16 protein-coding genes are annotated in these 14,574 nt (G+C 66.4%); 9 read left to right on the forward strand and 7 right to left on the reverse strand.

Annotated elements, in window-relative coordinates; all coding sequences use genetic code 11:
- Positions 1 to 54 precede the first annotated feature (54 nt).
- From ACFOMD_RS11465 to ACFOMD_RS11495, 7 genes are all read left to right on the forward strand, one after another.
- Positions 55 to 1,209 carry a sensor histidine kinase gene (locus tag ACFOMD_RS11465; protein WP_380861447.1) on the forward strand — a complete coding sequence of 385 codons (1,155 nt, stop codon included), beginning with the start codon at positions 55 to 57 and terminating at the stop codon, positions 1,207 to 1,209.
- A gap of 85 nt (positions 1,210 to 1,294) precedes the next feature.
- Complete coding sequence (gene purE, locus ACFOMD_RS11470; RefSeq protein ID WP_380861449.1) at positions 1,295 to 1,783, forward strand: 5-(carboxyamino)imidazole ribonucleotide mutase; 489 nt, start codon at positions 1,295 to 1,297, stop codon at positions 1,781 to 1,783.
- The gene (locus tag ACFOMD_RS11475; RefSeq protein WP_380861451.1) at positions 1,780 to 2,841 is read left to right on the forward strand and encodes a 5-(carboxyamino)imidazole ribonucleotide synthase; all 1,062 of its coding nucleotides are present in this window, start codon (positions 1,780 to 1,782) and stop codon (positions 2,839 to 2,841) included. The genes purE and ACFOMD_RS11475 overlap by 4 nt, the downstream gene beginning before the upstream one ends.
- Before the next feature lie 390 nt (positions 2,842 to 3,231).
- Positions 3,232 to 5,076, forward strand: a complete 1,845-nt coding sequence (locus ACFOMD_RS11480; protein ID WP_380861453.1) for a hypothetical protein — start codon at positions 3,232 to 3,234, stop codon at positions 5,074 to 5,076.
- Positions 5,077 to 5,195: 119 nt separating this feature from the next.
- The gene (locus tag ACFOMD_RS11485; protein ID WP_380861455.1) at positions 5,196 to 5,318 is read left to right on the forward strand and encodes a hypothetical protein; all 123 of its coding nucleotides are present in this window, start codon (positions 5,196 to 5,198) and stop codon (positions 5,316 to 5,318) included.
- Positions 5,319 to 5,575: 257 nt separating this feature from the next.
- Positions 5,576 to 5,725 carry a hypothetical protein gene (locus ACFOMD_RS11490; RefSeq protein WP_380861457.1) on the forward strand — a complete coding sequence of 50 codons (150 nt, stop codon included), beginning with the start codon at positions 5,576 to 5,578 and terminating at the stop codon, positions 5,723 to 5,725.
- 148 nt (positions 5,726 to 5,873) lie between these two features.
- Positions 5,874 to 6,155: a UrcA family protein gene (locus tag ACFOMD_RS11495; RefSeq protein WP_380861459.1), complete on the forward strand. Its 282-nt coding sequence runs from the start codon at positions 5,874 to 5,876 to the stop codon at positions 6,153 to 6,155.
- Positions 6,156 to 6,207: 52 nt separating this feature from the next.
- On the opposite strand, the gene ACFOMD_RS11500 is transcribed toward ACFOMD_RS11495, so the two are convergent.
- Both ACFOMD_RS11500 and ACFOMD_RS11505 read right to left on the reverse strand, forming a co-directional pair.
- Positions 6,208 to 6,771 (reverse strand): DUF6624 domain-containing protein, encoded by a 564-nt coding sequence (locus ACFOMD_RS11500; RefSeq protein WP_380861461.1) that lies wholly within the window; start codon positions 6,769 to 6,771, stop codon positions 6,208 to 6,210.
- Positions 6,761 to 7,105: a hypothetical protein gene (locus ACFOMD_RS11505; RefSeq protein WP_380861463.1), complete on the reverse strand. Its 345-nt coding sequence runs from the start codon at positions 7,103 to 7,105 to the stop codon at positions 6,761 to 6,763. Before ACFOMD_RS11505 ends, ACFOMD_RS11500 begins: the two co-directional genes overlap by 11 nt.
- Before the next feature lie 83 nt (positions 7,106 to 7,188).
- Between ACFOMD_RS11505 and ACFOMD_RS11510 the strand changes: the two genes are divergently transcribed.
- Complete coding sequence (locus tag ACFOMD_RS11510) at positions 7,189 to 7,668, forward strand: hypothetical protein (RefSeq protein WP_380861465.1); 480 nt, start codon at positions 7,189 to 7,191, stop codon at positions 7,666 to 7,668.
- Positions 7,669 to 7,763: 95 nt separating this feature from the next.
- Here the strand turns inward: ACFOMD_RS11510 and ACFOMD_RS11515 are convergent, their stop codons facing one another.
- The 5 genes from ACFOMD_RS11515 to ACFOMD_RS11535 all read right to left on the reverse strand — a co-directional run bounded on the left by ACFOMD_RS11515 (position 7,764) and on the right by ACFOMD_RS11535 (position 12,616).
- Complete coding sequence (locus tag ACFOMD_RS11515; RefSeq protein WP_380861467.1) at positions 7,764 to 7,970, reverse strand: ribbon-helix-helix domain-containing protein; 207 nt, start codon at positions 7,968 to 7,970, stop codon at positions 7,764 to 7,766.
- Between the two features lie 23 nt (positions 7,971 to 7,993).
- Positions 7,994 to 8,716 carry an acetoacetyl-CoA reductase gene (gene phbB / locus ACFOMD_RS11520; RefSeq protein WP_380861469.1) on the reverse strand — a complete coding sequence of 241 codons (723 nt, stop codon included), beginning with the start codon at positions 8,714 to 8,716 and terminating at the stop codon, positions 7,994 to 7,996.
- A gap of 35 nt (positions 8,717 to 8,751) precedes the next feature.
- A complete protein-coding gene (hemH, locus tag ACFOMD_RS11525; RefSeq protein ID WP_380861471.1) occupies positions 8,752 to 9,768 on the reverse strand; it encodes a ferrochelatase in 1,017 nt (338 codons plus the stop codon).
- Between the two features lie 175 nt (positions 9,769 to 9,943).
- Complete coding sequence (locus tag ACFOMD_RS11530; RefSeq protein WP_380861473.1) at positions 9,944 to 12,175, reverse strand: xanthine dehydrogenase family protein molybdopterin-binding subunit; 2,232 nt, start codon at positions 12,173 to 12,175, stop codon at positions 9,944 to 9,946.
- Between the two features lie 69 nt (positions 12,176 to 12,244).
- Complete coding sequence (locus ACFOMD_RS11535; protein WP_380861475.1) at positions 12,245 to 12,616, reverse strand: hypothetical protein; 372 nt, start codon at positions 12,614 to 12,616, stop codon at positions 12,245 to 12,247.
- Between the two features lie 83 nt (positions 12,617 to 12,699).
- Here ACFOMD_RS11535 and ACFOMD_RS11540 point away from each other — a divergent pair, with 83 nt between their 5' ends.
- Complete coding sequence (locus ACFOMD_RS11540; protein WP_380861477.1) at positions 12,700 to 14,550, forward strand: DUF262 domain-containing protein; 1,851 nt, start codon at positions 12,700 to 12,702, stop codon at positions 14,548 to 14,550.
- Positions 14,551 to 14,574: the final 24 nt, after the last annotated feature.

Here is a 14,574-nt window from a genome sequence, read left to right on the forward strand (position 1 = left end):
TCGCTAGGGCTGGCAGGGCGCTTTTCTCAATCGCGATCCGACCAATGGGCCATAATGGCGATCAACCGCCTGGATTTGGCGGCGGCGACCGGGCCGCCCTATGATCGCGCGATGGGGCGACCGAACGTGATCGAAACGCGGCAGGATCGCGACGCGGCGTGGAGCCGCGTCGATCATCGCACCGCCGTCATCCTGATGCTGGCGACCTGGGCGGTGCTGCACGTCGCACTGAACGCGCACGGATGGCTGAGCGGCTTCGGCCCGCGCGTCGAGGACACGCTTGCAGAAGTGCTGGTCTACATCGCCGGCGCGATCGTCGGGTATGGCCAATTGCTGTGGCTGCGCCGCACGCGCAACCGTTCGCTGCGCTACCGGATCGGCGCGATGCTGTGGACCACGCTGGCCTGCTCGGCGGTGTTCACCGTCGTCGCCCGCGTCATCTGGGAGGCGCTTCCCCCTGAGTTTCCCATGAGCCCGGTCAATCCCGCGTGGGTCGGCCGCAGCCTGCTGTTCTGGTCGACGGTGTTCGCCGCCTGCGGCGCGGTGATCGTCGCGCACAGCTACAGCGTTGACATGCGCGATCGCGAGCGGCGGCTGTCCGAAGTCGAGGCGCTGGCCCGCGACGCCGAGATGCGGGCGCTGCGCTATCAGGTGAACCCGCATTTTCTCTACAACACGCTCAGCTCGATCTCGACCCTGATCCTCGACGACCGGCCGCAGCAGGCCGACGCGATGGTGATGCGCCTGTCGTATTTCCTGCGCGCCAGCCTCGCCACCAGCGCGCATGACGACATCCCGCTCGAAGAGGAGATGGCGCTGCAGATGCTCTATCTCGATATCGAACGGCTGCGCTTCGAGGAACGGCTGGAGATTGCCGTCGACGTACCCGAGGAACTGGGCCGTGCACTGGTGCCGAGCCTGATCCTGCAGCCGCTGGTCGAAAACGTCATCAAGCACGGGCTCGGCCCGGTGGGCACCGTCACCCGCCTAACGATCCGTGCGGCAAAGCTCGCCGGGCGGCTGGTGATCGAGGTGGCGAACGAAGGCGAGGGGACGATCCGCGGTACCGCCGGCACCAGTGTCGGCCTCTCCAATGTGCGCAACCGCCTCGCCGCGCGCTTCGGCGATGCGCAATCCTTCGACATCCGCCCCGCGCCGCACAGCTTCACCGTCCGCCTGAGCCTGCCGCTGCGCCTCGCTGCCGCCTGATGCAGACGCGCACTTTCGCCCTGTACGCGGCCCCCTCGCATCAATAAGTTGCGCGCTTTCTTTTTGGGGGCATCGGACGGGGACAATGGCAGGCGAGGCACCGACGGTCGGCGTGATCATGGGCAGCCGCTCCGACTGGGAGACGATGCAGCATACCGCCGAGACGCTGACCAAGCTCGGCGTCCCGCACGAGGTGAAAGTGGTGTCGGCGCACCGCACGCCGCAGCGCATGTATGATTATGCGCAAGCCGCGGCGGGGCGGGGCCTCAAGGTCATCATCGCCGCCGCCGGTGGCGCGGCGCATTTGCCGGGCATGACTGCCTCGCTCACCCGCCTGCCGGTACTCGGCGTGCCGATCGAATCCAAGACCTTGAAGGGCGTCGATAGCCTGTTGTCGATCGTCCAGATGCCGGCCGGCATTCCGGTCGGCACGCTCGCGATCGGCCGGCCCGGCGCGGTCAACGCCGCGCTGTTCGCCGCCGCGATGCTGGCGACCAACGATCCGGCGCTCGCCGAGCGGGTCGAGGCGTTCCGCCAGGCGCAGACCGACGCGGTCGACGAAACGCCCGAATGATGACCCCGCCCGGCTCGACCATCGGCATCCTCGGCGGCGGCCAGCTCGGCCGTATGCTGGCGATCGCCGCGGCGAACATGGGCTATCGCGTCCACAGCTATGCGCCCGACGAGGAAATCCCCGGCGGCGACGTGTCGGCGGCGGTGACGCGCGCCGGCTATGACGATCTTGCCGCGCTCGACGCCTTTGCCGCCTCGGTCGATGTCGTCACCTACGAGTTCGAGAATATCGATGTCGCCGCGGTCGAGCATGTCGCGAAGATCGTGCCGGTGCGTCCCGGCGCCGCGGCGCTGCGCGTGTCGCAGGACCGGGTGACCGAGAAGGAGTTCGTCGCGGACCTCGGTGGCCGTCCAGCGCCATTTCGCGCGGTCGACAGCCTGTCCGACCTCGCCGTCGCGCTGTCGGAGCTCGGCGCACCCGCGCTGCTGAAGACGCGCCGCTTCGGCTATGACGGCAAGGGGCAGGCGCGGATCGACAACGCCGACGACGCGGCCGCCGCCTGGGCGGCGATCGGCGAGCGGCCGGCGGTGCTCGAGGGGCTGGTGCGCTTCGACGCCGAATTCTCGGTGCTGCTGGCGCGCGGGGCCGATGGCGCCAGCGTCGTCTATGACTGCCCGAAGAACGAGCATGCGAGCGGTGTGCTGGCACTGTCGACGGTGCCCGGCGGTGCACCGATCGCGGGGCAGGTCGCCGAGGCGACCGCGCTCGCCCGCAAGGTCGCGGACAAGCTCGATTATGTCGGCCTGCTAACGCTCGAATTCTTCGCGACCGACGACGGCCCGGTGTTCAACGAGATGGCGCCGCGCGTCCACAACTCGGGCCACTGGACCATCGAGGGCGCGCGGGTCAGCCAGTTCGAAAACCATATCCGCGCCGTCTGCGGCCTGCCGCTCGGCGATACCTCGCTCACCGCGCCGTCGGTGCGGATGGAGAACCTCCTCGGCGACGCCGTCCACGACTGGCGCTCGATCCTCGCCGACCCGCGCGCCCATCTTCATCTCTACGGCAAGAGCCAGGTGAAGCCCGGCCGCAAGATGGGCCACGTCACCCGCCTGTAAGGTCGTGACGCACGCCGCCGTGCCGCGGCGGGATTAACCACATCGTCGCACAGATCGCCGGTTCGTCGATCGCTCCCTGCCCGCGCAACAGCCTGATCGGTAAGAAGAAGCCGTGGCCTCCATTGATCCATTATGGATGTATTCAGCGCGTCCCCTCGATCCTGCTCCTTAACCATAGAAGACACATAGTTGCGGTATGAATACGGGGGTTGGATCATAAGCAACTCTTAAGGAGTCTCCACGTATCATTATTGCGTCGTGACGATGTTTGGTGCGGCAATTGCGTGGAGTGGCTTCAAGATGTCTGTTTCGGCGTCATTCGGCGGTGCGTCTGCCTGCCTTCGCGGGCGTCAGCTTGTTCTTGCGGGCACGCTGGCGGCGTTGGTCGCGATGGCAGCTTTGGCAATGGACGCCGAGGGCGACGTCCCCGCAGGTGATGCCGTCGCCGAGGCCACGACCGGCCCGGAAGCACCGCCCGCTGCTACCGAAACGGTGGCTGCTGCCCCGCCGGCCACCGCGCAACTGATCGACGAATTCGCGACCCGCTCGGGCCGCTGGCAGCTGTTCGCCTTGCCGGGGCAGGGCGACGCGGCGGTCTACAAGATGACGCTCGACGCCAATCCGGCATTCGTTCGCGAATTCGCCTGCCGCCCGCTCGCGCTGAAGGATACCGGCGCCGCCACCGATCTCGATCTGCAGCCGGTGCGACTGCTCGATATCGACGCCACGGTGGCGCAGGGCGCCTGCCGCGTCGTACAGAACATGTCGCCGGTCGCGCCGAACCTGGTGTGGATACGCGAGGCGGCGGCGGCGCGGATCATCCCGTCTTATCGCCGGGAGCGCGCCTGGGTCGCCGGGCTGAAGCCGCTGGCGCGCGACCCGAAGCGCGGCGCCTACGACCCGAAAAGCCTTGGGCCAGCGATCGACAAGGCGCCGCTCAACGCCGGCAGCAACTTCGTCGGCGTCACCTCGGCGCAGGGTGGCGAGTATGTGTCGTCGCGCGGCTTTCTCCATGATGCCGATGCGCGGGTCGTCGATGCGGCGCTGCACGGCGAGGAATCGGCCGTCGCCGCCTATTGGCCCGAGTTCGAGCAGTACAGCCTCTACAGCCTCGCGCAGCCGCAGGGCGCCGCCTGGTCGACGACACGCCATGTGACGATCGACCCGCAATTCCCGCAGGAGGGCGAGCGCGGCTGGGAGAATGTTTTCTACAACAACCCGCACCCCGATTTCGATACCGCGCAGGCGGTGACGGGCTGGGGCCGCGATGTCGCGCATCTCGAGAATACCGGCTTCATCCATTGGCTGGCGACCGAGGACCCGATCGCCGGGCTGCTGGTGCAGCGGCAGGCGGCCTATGCGCTGGCCGGTCGCTGGGAATATCAGCGCGGCGGCTACAAGACGACGGCGGCACCCGCCGACACCCGATATGAAGGCTATGCCGATCAAGAGCGGGGCGTTTTCAATACGTTGTCGGCGCTGTGGAAATCGCGCGACGTTTCGCGCCGCGTCCAGAGCGCCGAGGGGCGCATGTTCTGGTCGATCGCCCGCACCGAAGCGCAGGCGGAGCAGGTCATCGACTTCTATGACCAGACCGCGGCACGCGTCGCGGCCGCCCCATCCACGTCGGCTGCCGACTTCACGCGCCAGCTCGCGGGCACGCCTTTTTCAACCGGGGCAATCGGATCGTTTATCGAGGCCCATGGCGCACCGATGAAGCTTCATCAGATGTCGGCCTTCGAGGCGGTTCAATATGGGAAGGAGTCTTTATGGCTCTGGACGAGGGACGGCAGCCCCGCCGTGCGCCGCTGGTTCACCGCGTATGCGAATGGCCTGTCTGCGCGAATGGCGATCGTCGGCGGCGCGATGGGTGTCGACGGCCGGACGAGCACCAGCGGCTCCGGCTATCCGATCGGGCCGAGCCAGATGGTTGGCGGCTACCCGGCCGCGGCGCGACCGGCCTTCAACAGCACTGAGGGTTGGGCCGAATGGGTCGCGTCACTACCGCTTCAGCAGGAAGATTCGCGAGATAGCTTCAATGGCGCGTCGGTTCATACCGCGATGCAGATGGAGGGCGCGCTGCTGCTGGCACGCGACGCCGGGCTCGCGATTCCGACGCTCGACGCGGCGCTGACACGGATTCGGGCGGCGCGCGGGGCAACCACAACGATCCGCTACGCATCGTTGCAGATGCACAAACATCTGGCCTCGCCACCGGCGGGTTCAATTGATTGATACGGCGAGGTGAAATCGAATTTACAGTTGTTTACTCGGGCGTTGTGACCGGCCGGGTTACATGACGATCAACGCCGAAGGCACATCACCGCGGCGACGCAGACGACAAGGTTGTTCCCATGGTCGCCGGTACGCTTCCCATCATCATCGGTTGGAACCTGATCGCCATTCCGCTCGCGATCTGGCTGCTCAGCAAGCGCACCCCGGGCCGCAACATCCGCACCTTCCGCCGCTCCTACTGAACGCCTCGGCAGACGGTTCGGCCGCTGGTCGGGCCGAACTGACCGTTGGTCGATTTGGCCCTCGCGGCTTTTGCCTCTCCCCCTAGGTTGACGGGGCAGGCCGGACAGCATCCCGGCCCGCACCCAACCGACTACGTCGCTGCAACCCTGAAGCGACGTGTGGGAGAGGCGGTCGCCCCTCACGCCGTCTCTCCCACATTTTCGTCGGACCCTGCCGCGCGCGGGGGCGTTCTTCCTTCGAGAGAAGGAGGCCCCCGATGAACCGCAAGCGCGACGCCGCCACCCCGGCGATGCAGAGCCACGACAAGCCCGTCGACGACACCGACATGCAGGCGTCGATGACCGAAGCGCCCGAGACGGAGAACATCGTCGAGGAGGGCGATCCGTTGGGCGACAATTTCGCCTGATCCGCCAAATATTGGCGTGTATTACCAAGATAATACGGTAGTGATTTTACGCTTTTCCTTTCGGATCAGCGGCATAGGTGTTTGGCACGGCTAATGCACTGATGATTGTGTGCTCACCCCTCGGGCACCGAACACAGGGAAGATCGCCATGACCAAGACCCTCACCACCTTCGCCGCCGCCGTGCTGAGCCTCGCCGGCGTCACCGCCACCGCCCGTGCCGCGCCGGCGCCGACCCAATCGGTCAGCTATGCCGACCTCGACCTGTCGTCGGCAGCGGGAGTCGACAGTCTCAACCGCCGCGTTCGCGCCGCCGCCAAGGCGGTGTGCGGCGACGCCCCGGCGCGCCGTGGCCTTGCCGAGACGATCAAGATCGAACGCTGCGTCGACGGCGCGGTCGAGAGCCACAAGCGCGGCACCACGACCGCCTGATCCGACGATCTCGAAAGCGGCCCGGCGCTCCCCTCGCCGGGCCGTTGCCATTTCAGCGCCAGCCGACCTTTTTCAGCCACGCCGTATAGTCGCGCTGTCGTTGCGCGAGATCGGGCGGTCGGTGATCGCTCGTCGCGCGGTGGCGCGCGATGGTCTCGCTGAGGGGTGGCAGGCCGACCGCAGCGCGACGGGCATCGACATCGTCCGGCTGCTCAATCGGCTGCGGGCTCATCTGGCCGTCCTCGTCCCAGTCGAAGGCGGTGCCGTAGCGTTGCTCGTGCCCTTCGAGGATGCGGATGCGGTCCTCCAGCATCGCCGCCTGCCACGCCGGCGCGTCCGACGCCGCGATCAACGCGAGGCAGCGGCGCTGGAAATCGGGGAGGCCGATGGCGTGCTGCGCGACCAGCCAGGCGGCATCGGCCGCCTCGGCGCCGACCGCCTCGCGCGACGGCCAGCCGCCTGCGTCGAGGATGGCGGCCAGTTCGGCGGCGTTCGCCTCGTGCACCGCCTGCATCTCGGAATTGTAGCCGTCGAACAGGCTGCCGTCGGCGGCGAGGCGGGTGCGCGTGTCGAGATCGCGCTTCGCCATCGCGATGAGCTGCTCGCTAATCTTCATTGAGCTTCTTCTTGAGCGCGTCGGCCCAGACCTGTCCCTCATCGCCGCCCCACAGCAGCCAGGCGACATAGCCGGCCGACGGGTTCTTCTCGTCGCCCCACACCCGCGAGGTCGCCTTCTTGTCGACGGCGTGGCGCGCGAAATAGCTGGAGATGCGGCGGATATCGTGCGGCGTTACCGGTTCGCGCGCCGAAAGCCCGCGCGCCCGCTCGACGCCGATATGCGTGCCGCCGCGGCCGAACTGCGCGCGCAGCTTCAGGCCCTTGGCGGCATTGCGCGCGACGGCGGCGGGCGGGGTCAGGTCGATCTTGATCGGCTTGCGGTCGGTCGACACAAATGACTCCTTCGTCCAAATCCGCTCGTCAACGCGCCGGCCGTGGATAGGCTCACCTTCATGCCATAGTGGGAAGGGAGCCCATGCCGCAATCATCGCTGCTGAAGCCCATCGTCATCGCCACGCTCATCGCGGGGACGCTCGATATTCTTGCCGCCTTCTTTTTTGCGGGCCGGGCAGGGGTGAGCCCTGTGGGCGTCCTGCACTTCGTCGCCAGCGGGCCGTTCGGCGACCGTCCCGATGCCGGCGCCGGCTTCGCGGCGGCGGGCCTCGCCGTCCACTATGCGATCATGACCTGCATGGTCACTGCTTACATGATTGCGGCCCAACGCCTGCCGCTGCTCAACCGCCACTGGGTTGTCGCCGGTCTCGCTTACGGTCTGCTGCTCTGGCTGATCATGTACGGCGTCGTGCGCCCGGCGCGCTGGCCGCAGATGAGCCTGACCACCGACCCCTGGAAGATCGCCGACCAGTGGTTCTGCCACCTGATCCTCGTCGGCCTGCCGATCGCCTGGGTGGCGCGGCGGTATCTCGGTGCGCGGTTCTGGCCGGTGCGGCCGTAGATCACACCCAAGCCGTCATACCGGCGAAAGCCGGTATCCAGTGGGAGGTCGGTCTGGATACCGGCTTTCGCCGGTATGACGGATAGAGGGTGGGTCTACCCTCGCGCCCGCTCGAACAGCCAGACGCGGATCGCGCTCGACAAATTGGTCGTCCGCGCTTCGTCGATCTCGGCGACGAGGGCATTCAACGCCTTGCCCTCGTCGACCGCCGCCTGCTGCAACGCCTCCCAAAACACCGGCTCAAGGCTGAGCGAGGTCCGGTGCCCCTGAATGGTCACCGACCTTTTGACCAAATCCTGCATCAAAGTACCACTTTGATGCACGCCTAATACATGTGCTGGCCGCCGTTGATCGACAGCGTCGAGCCGGTGACGAAGCCGCCGTCCTCCGAGCAGAGGAAGGCGACGCCGCGCGCGATCTCGTTCGCCTGGCCGAGGCGCCCGACCGGGATTTTGGCGACGATCTTCTGCAGCACGTCGGGCGGCACCGCCGCGACCATGTCGGTGTCGATGTAGCCCGGCGCGATGGCGTTGACGGTGATGCCCGATTTCGCCGCCTCCTGCGCCAATGCCTTGGTGAAGCCGTGGATGCCCGATTTCGCGGCGGCATAGTTCACCTGGCCGTACTGGCCGGCCTGGCCGTTGATCGAGCCGATGTTGACGATGCGGCCCCAGCCGCGGGTGCGCATGCCGGGGAAGGCCGCCTTCGCCATGTTGAAGCAGCCGCCGAGGTTGGTGTCCATCACCTCGCGCCACATCTCATAGGTCATCTTGAGGAGGGTACCGTCGCGGGTGATGCCGGCGTTGTTGACGACGATGTCGACGTCGCCGAGGTCGCCCTCGACCGCCTTCACGCCATCAAGGCAGGCCTGATGGTCGGCGACGTCCCATTTATAGGCGGCGATGCCGGTGCGCGCGCTGAACTCCCGTGCCCGCTCGTCATTTCCGGCGTAATTGGCCGCGACGATGCAGCCCATGTCCTTCAGCGCGACCGAGATCGCCTCGCCGATACCGCGTGTTCCGCCCGTAACGATTGCAACGCGCGCCATGCCGATTCTCCCAAAGATTATTATTGGGAGCGAGCCTAGGCGGGCGCGATCCAGCCTTCAAGCTCGCGGGCGACGAGCGTGCGCAGCATCGCGACGCCGCGTGTCGAGGCGTTGAGGCAGGGGAGGTAGGCGAAGCGCTCGCCCCCGGCGTGCTCGAAGCTCTCGCGGCCCTGGATGGCGATCTCCTCGAGCGTTTCGAGGCAGTCGGCGGCGAAGCCCGGCGCCACCACCGCGACGCGCCTGATGCCCTCGCCGGGCAGCGCGCGCAGGGTGGGGTCGGTATAGGGCTTCAGCCATTCGGCGCGGCCAAAGCGCGACTGGAAGGTGAGGCGTAGCTTCCCCTCCGGCCAGCCCAGCTTTTCGCGCAGCAATCGCGCCGTCTTCTGGCAGTGGCAATGGTAGGGATCGCCAAGCTTCAACGTGCGGGCCGGCATGCCGTGAAAGGATGCCAGCACCACCTCGGGCTCGAAGTCGAGCGTCGCGAGGCCTGCCTCGACAGAGGCAGCCAGTGCATCGATGTAAGCCGCGTCGTCATGATAGGGCGGCAGCGTGCGCAGCGCCGGCTGCCAGCGCCAGCCGTTCAAGGTCGCGAAGACCTTGTCCATCACCGTCGCCGTCGTCGCCGCTGAATATTGCGGATAGAGCGGCGCGATCAGGATGCGCGTGCACCCCGCTTCCTTCAGCGCCGCCAGCCGCGCTGGGATCGACGGGCTGCCGTAGCGCATCGCCCAGTCGACCAGCGCGCCCGGCACGATCGGCTGCAGTGCGGCGGCCTGCGCACGGGTAATGACGCGCAGCGGCGAATCCCCGGCGTCGTGGTCCCAGACCTTGGCGTAGTTGGCCGCCGACTTCTTCGGCCGGGTGTTGAGGATGATGCCGCGCAGGATCGGCTGCCACAGCAGCGCGGGGATTTCGACCACGCGCCGATCCGACAGGAACTCGCGCAGATAGCGCTTCACCGCGGCGGGCGAGGCGTCGTCGGGGGTGCCGAGATTGACGAGCAGCACGCCGACCTGGGGCGCGGGGATCGTCGGATGGTCGGACACCCTCACCCTCCCACCGCTTCGCGGCGGGCCCCTCCCTCTCCCGCAAGCGGGCGAGGGGAGTTGGCCGTAGGGTCGCCAACACGTCTTTCATGGGCAAGGCGACGCGGAGATTTCGACGTGGCCTGCCGACCGCGTCCCTCGCCCGCCTGCGGGAGAGGTAAAGTGAGGGTGTTCTTCTTCCTCACCCCAGCTTCTTCCCCGCAAACGGCAAATCCCGCACCCGCAGCCCCGTCGCCGCGAACACGGCATTGGCCAGCGCCGGCGCCACCGGCGGCACGCCCGGTTCGCCGACGCCGCCCGGCGTTTCGCTCGACGGCACGATATGCACGTCGATCTCTGGGCTCTCCGCCATCGACAGCAGCGGGTAGGCGTCGAAGTTCGATTGCTCGGCCACGCCGTTGGCAAAAGTGATCGCGCCGTGAAGCGCCGCCGAGAGCCCGAAGATGATGCCGCCTTCCATCTGCTGGCGCACGATGTCGGGGTTCACCACCCGGCCGCAATCGACGGCGCAGGTGACGCGGACGACCTGAACCTGGCCTTCCTTCACCGCGACCTCGACGACCTGCGCGACGATCGAGCCGAAGCTTTCGTGGAGCGCGATGCCCTGCGCGCTGCCGTCCTCGCCCGCGCCCATAAACCCCGCTTCGGCGGCGGCGGTGCGCAGCACCTCGGCGTGGCGCGGCGACTTGGCCAACAGGCGCAGGCGGAAGGTCAGCGGGTCGACGCCGGCGGCCTGCGCCAGCTCGTCGATGAAGCTTTCGACGAAGAAGGCGGTGTAGCTGTGGCCGACCGAGCGCCAGAAGCCCAAGGGCACCGGCGTTTCGATCGCCGCATGCTCCACCCGCACCGCGCCGAAGTCGTAGGGCATGTGCAGCGCGCCCTCGAGCGCCATCGCATCCGGCCCGCTGCCGCCCGCCATCGACGGCAGGTTGCGCGCCATGAAGCTGGGGCCGACGTTAGGAACGGCGATGCGCGAGGTCCACGCGGCGACGCGTTTGTCGCCGCCGATCTTGGCGCGCATCCGCGCCTTCGCCGCCGGGCGGAACTTGTCGTGCCGCGTATCCTCCTCGCGCGTCCAGATCAGCTGGACCGGGCGCTCGACCTCTTGCGCGATCAGCGCCGCTTGCACGCAGGCATCGACCTCCGCCTTCCGCCCGAAGCCGCCGCCGAGCAGGGTGGGGAACACCGTCACGTCGCTCTCGGCAAAGCCCGTCGCCTTCGCCACCGCCCAGTTCACGAGCGACGCCGATTGCGTCGGCGCCCAGAGCTCGCAGCGCCCGTCGACGATGCGCGCCGTCGCGGTCATCGGCTCAAGGCAGGCGTGGGCAAGGAAGGGCACCGCGTAGGTGGCCTGCACGATGCCCTGGCCGGTCAGCTTGTCGGCAGCGTCATTCTCGTCGCGGAACGCCTCGGCATCGTCGCCGGCCAGCGCGTCGTCGAGCGCTTTCCCGATCGCGACGCTCGACGCCAGCGTGTCCGGCGTCTCGAAGGTCGCCTTGATCTTGTCGAGCCCGGTGCGCGCGCCCCACCAGGTGTCGGCGACCACTGCGACGAAGTCCGGCCCCTCGACCACGCCGACGATCCCCGGCTGGCCGCGCACCTCGGTACTGTCGACCTCGTTCAGTTCGGGCCCGTCAACATGGCCGGCGCGCACCGCGGCATAGGCCATGTTCGGCAGCCGCACGTCGGTGCCGAAGCGCGCCGAGCCGTCGACCTTCGACGGCACGTCGAGGCGCGGCAGGGATCGGCCGATCAGCCGGGGCGTTTTGCGCAGCGGCGGGTTCGACGGCGCCTCGGCGGGGTCGATCTCGTCGACCAGCTCGGCGAAGCGCAGCTTCTTGCCCTGATGCTCGACGAAGCCGTTGGCGGTGTCGCAGGCGGTCCAGTCCACCCCCCACTGCTTCGCCGCGGCCATGCACAGGAGCACCCGCGCCGACGCGCCGGCGATGCGTAGCGTATCGAAATAGGAGGTGACCGAATTGCTGCCGCCGGTCAGCTGCAGCGAATAGCGCTCGGCGATCTCGGTCAGCGCCCAGCGCCCCATGCCCTGCAGCATCGACGGCAGCCCGGCAGCCATGCCGGTGGCGATATAGGTGTTGGCGTAGATCGGGTGCAGCGGCGCCGGCTCGACGCCGACGGTACGCCAGTCGGCGCCCAGCTCGTCGGCGAGGATCTGCGGCAGCCCGGTATAGACCCCCTGGCCCATTTCCGCCTGCGGCACCGCGATGATGACCCGTCCCGAACTGTCGATCTTCACCCAGCCGTTGACCAGCGTCTCACCCTCGCGCGCGGTCCAGTTGAGCGCGCGATCCCGCGGCCACACCGCATAACCGATGACCAACCCGGCCCCGACGCCCGCCCCGATCAGGAACTTGCGACGGTTGACGGTGGGGAGGTTGAGCTTCGACGCCATGGCGGAGGGTTAGCGTGGGGCGGGGAGGGGCGCTAGGGGGTGCGGCGGTCGATACAGGCAGCAGCGCGGCTAGGCATGAAGAGGAAGCTCGCTTGCCAGCCAGTCGCGTAAGCGACGCGCGTCAGCTTCCGTTTCAATGCGCGCTTTGATCTCACCGCCCCGATTCGTGGTGAGCGAAAGTGACAAATGCTCGATCGAACGCGCGAGATGTGGTGTGGCTTTGAGCGCCGGCTTGCGGACGTAGAACGTCAGGTGAGCTTTTGCCGGTACCCAAGAGAACAGATATCGATTGTGGTCGTCGTGTAACCGGACAGCACTGACGAAGCCGGAATTATGGGATGGGGTGAGCCCTAGCTGCGGCATCGCATTCAGCAAGAAGCGGTGGGCCGCCCGCGTTGCTTCGCTGGCGATCTTCGCTTCGACATCCCGATCCTTGCGCATCACGTTTCTTCTTTCTTGGCAGATAGGCCGCTCGGCTTGCGCCGCTCGCTCGTTTGTCGATTATGGCCCCGTGGGGGGATATTATGCAGCCAAGCTACAGTTCGATCGGTCAAATCTTTAGCGCGCAGACGCGCTACACCGTCCCTCTTTTCCAGCGACCCTATGTGTGGAGCAAGGAAGAACAATGGCAACCGTTGTGGGATGACGTTCGAGAACTGGCTGATCGCGTACTAAGTCCACGGCCACACAAGCCTGTCGCCGGCCATTTTCTCGGTACGGTGGTCTTAGAGCAGATCAACACGAGTTCGATTGCGATGCCACAGCGGCGGGTCATCGACGGTCAACAGCGGTTGACGACACTTCAGCTGTTGTTGAAGGCCGCCGAACATGCGCTTCACGAGGTGTCGTTGACCGCCTCGCCCGATAGCGCGAAGTCGATTGAGTTGGCGGCGGGCCAAACATCTCAGCTCTCACGCAATCATTACGCCCAGCAGCCCGAAGAGGCGTACAAGGTCTGGCCGACAAATGACGATCGCACTGCCTTCAAAGCGGTCATGGACAGCGAACCCGCAGCTGGTGTTGGTAGCGAACAATCGAGGATGGCAGACGCCTACCGGTTTTTCCGGGACGCGATCCTTGGCTGGCTGGGGCAGCAGGACGTAGCCCAGCGCGCGCTGGCCTTCGCAGCAGCTCTCAAGGATCATCTACGGCTAATCGTTCTCGACCTTGACGAGAGTGACGAGCCGCAAGCGATCTTCGAAACACTAAACGCGCATGGCACGCCGCTGCTGCCTGCCGACTTGATCAAAAATTGGCTGCTCTGGCAGGCGGGCAAACAGGAGCTCGACGCCGATCCATTGTATCAGACTTGTTGGTCTCAGTTTGATCGCGAACACCTCTATTGGCGCAAGACGATCGGTACCGGGCATGCCGCGCGTCCGAGGGTGGACACGTTTCTCCAGAACTGGTTGACCGTGATGACCGGCGAGCAGATCCCGGTGAAGCATCTCTATGATCGGTTCTTGGCCTACGCGAATGCACTGGCCGACAAGAATGAGGATCAGCGACTGGATGTGGCAGCGCTGATGGGCAGCGTTCATGAGCATGCCGCCTACTACCGAATCGTTGATGCTCCGGACGGAGATGCGGCGCTCGCCGCCACGCTTCGCCGTCTCAATCGGCTCGACTTCGTGGTGTTCCGTCCGGTGCTTATGGCGCTTTTCGCGCGCGTGGATGACGTGGCGACCGGTGCAAAGGCAATCGAGAGTTTTCTGGTGCGGCGCATGGTTTGTGAACGGCAGACCCGCGGCTACGGTGCGCTGGCGCTCGAACTCGTTCGGGCCGTGAACGATGTGCCGGGTGATGTTTCGGCTGTTCCGCAGTTAATAACAGTGCTGGGTGATGCAGCTGGCGGTTGGCCAGACGATGATGCCTTCCAGCGCGATTGGCGCTCACGCCGCTTTTACGGTTTGTTCAGGCGTGACCGTGTTGCCATGATTCTTCAGGCGCTCGAAGAACATTATCAACAAGATGTCAGTAAGACCGAACCGCTGTTGACGTTCGATTTCGCCAAGCTTCAAATAGAGCATATCATGCCACAAAGCTGGGCGGCTCATTGGCCGCTGGCCGAGGCAGGCGATCCTCTCCTCCGCGACGATCGCGTGCAGAACATCGGCAATCTGACTCTGGTCAGCGAGAAGCTGAATCCAAGTCTTTCGAACGGTCCCTGGCACGTTGAAGGCTCTGTCAATTGCAAGAGCGCGCAGCTCGCAAAGCATAGTGCGCTGCGACTGAACAAGCTGTTGCTCGACGGTCAATCCGGCGGCTGGACTGAGCAGGATATCGAAGGGCGTGCGGACAGCTTGTTCGCTGGCGCGAGAAGCGTGTGGCCTCAAGCGTCAACGCTGAAACCGGCCGCTCTCCCGGAGATTTGACGGTCGTTTGACACTGCCTCCGCT

Source organism: Sphingoaurantiacus capsulatus, assembly GCF_042648405.1.
Taxonomy (GTDB): domain Bacteria; phylum Pseudomonadota; class Alphaproteobacteria; order Sphingomonadales; family Sphingomonadaceae; genus Sphingoaurantiacus; species Sphingoaurantiacus capsulatus.

Coding starts and splice junctions, on each gene's coding strand:
- ACFOMD_RS11465 (WP_380861447.1), top strand. CDS start 55: ATGGCGATCAACCGCCTGGATTTGGCGGCGGCGACCGGGCCGCCCTAT.
- purE (WP_380861449.1), top strand. CDS start 1,295: ATGGCAGGCGAGGCACCGACGGTCGGCGTGATCATGGGCAGCCGCTCC.
- ACFOMD_RS11475 (WP_380861451.1), top strand. CDS start 1,780: ATGATGACCCCGCCCGGCTCGACCATCGGCATCCTCGGCGGCGGCCAG.
- ACFOMD_RS11480 (WP_380861453.1), top strand. CDS start 3,232: ATGGCAGCTTTGGCAATGGACGCCGAGGGCGACGTCCCCGCAGGTGAT.
- ACFOMD_RS11485 (WP_380861455.1), top strand. CDS start 5,196: ATGGTCGCCGGTACGCTTCCCATCATCATCGGTTGGAACCTGATCGCC.
- ACFOMD_RS11490 (WP_380861457.1), top strand. CDS start 5,576: ATGAACCGCAAGCGCGACGCCGCCACCCCGGCGATGCAGAGCCACGAC.
- ACFOMD_RS11495 (WP_380861459.1), top strand. CDS start 5,874: ATGACCAAGACCCTCACCACCTTCGCCGCCGCCGTGCTGAGCCTCGCC.
- ACFOMD_RS11500 (WP_380861461.1), bottom strand. CDS start 6,771: ATGAAGATTAGCGAGCAGCTCATCGCGATGGCGAAGCGCGATCTCGAC.
- ACFOMD_RS11510 (WP_380861465.1), top strand. CDS start 7,189: ATGCCGCAATCATCGCTGCTGAAGCCCATCGTCATCGCCACGCTCATC.
- ACFOMD_RS11515 (WP_380861467.1), bottom strand. CDS start 7,970: ATGCAGGATTTGGTCAAAAGGTCGGTGACCATTCAGGGGCACCGGACC.
- phbB (WP_380861469.1), bottom strand. CDS start 8,716: ATGGCGCGCGTTGCAATCGTTACGGGCGGAACACGCGGTATCGGCGAG.
- ACFOMD_RS11530 (WP_380861473.1), bottom strand. CDS start 12,175: ATGGCGTCGAAGCTCAACCTCCCCACCGTCAACCGTCGCAAGTTCCTG.
- ACFOMD_RS11535 (WP_380861475.1), bottom strand. CDS start 12,616: ATGCGCAAGGATCGGGATGTCGAAGCGAAGATCGCCAGCGAAGCAACG.
- ACFOMD_RS11540 (WP_380861477.1), top strand. CDS start 12,700: ATGCAGCCAAGCTACAGTTCGATCGGTCAAATCTTTAGCGCGCAGACG.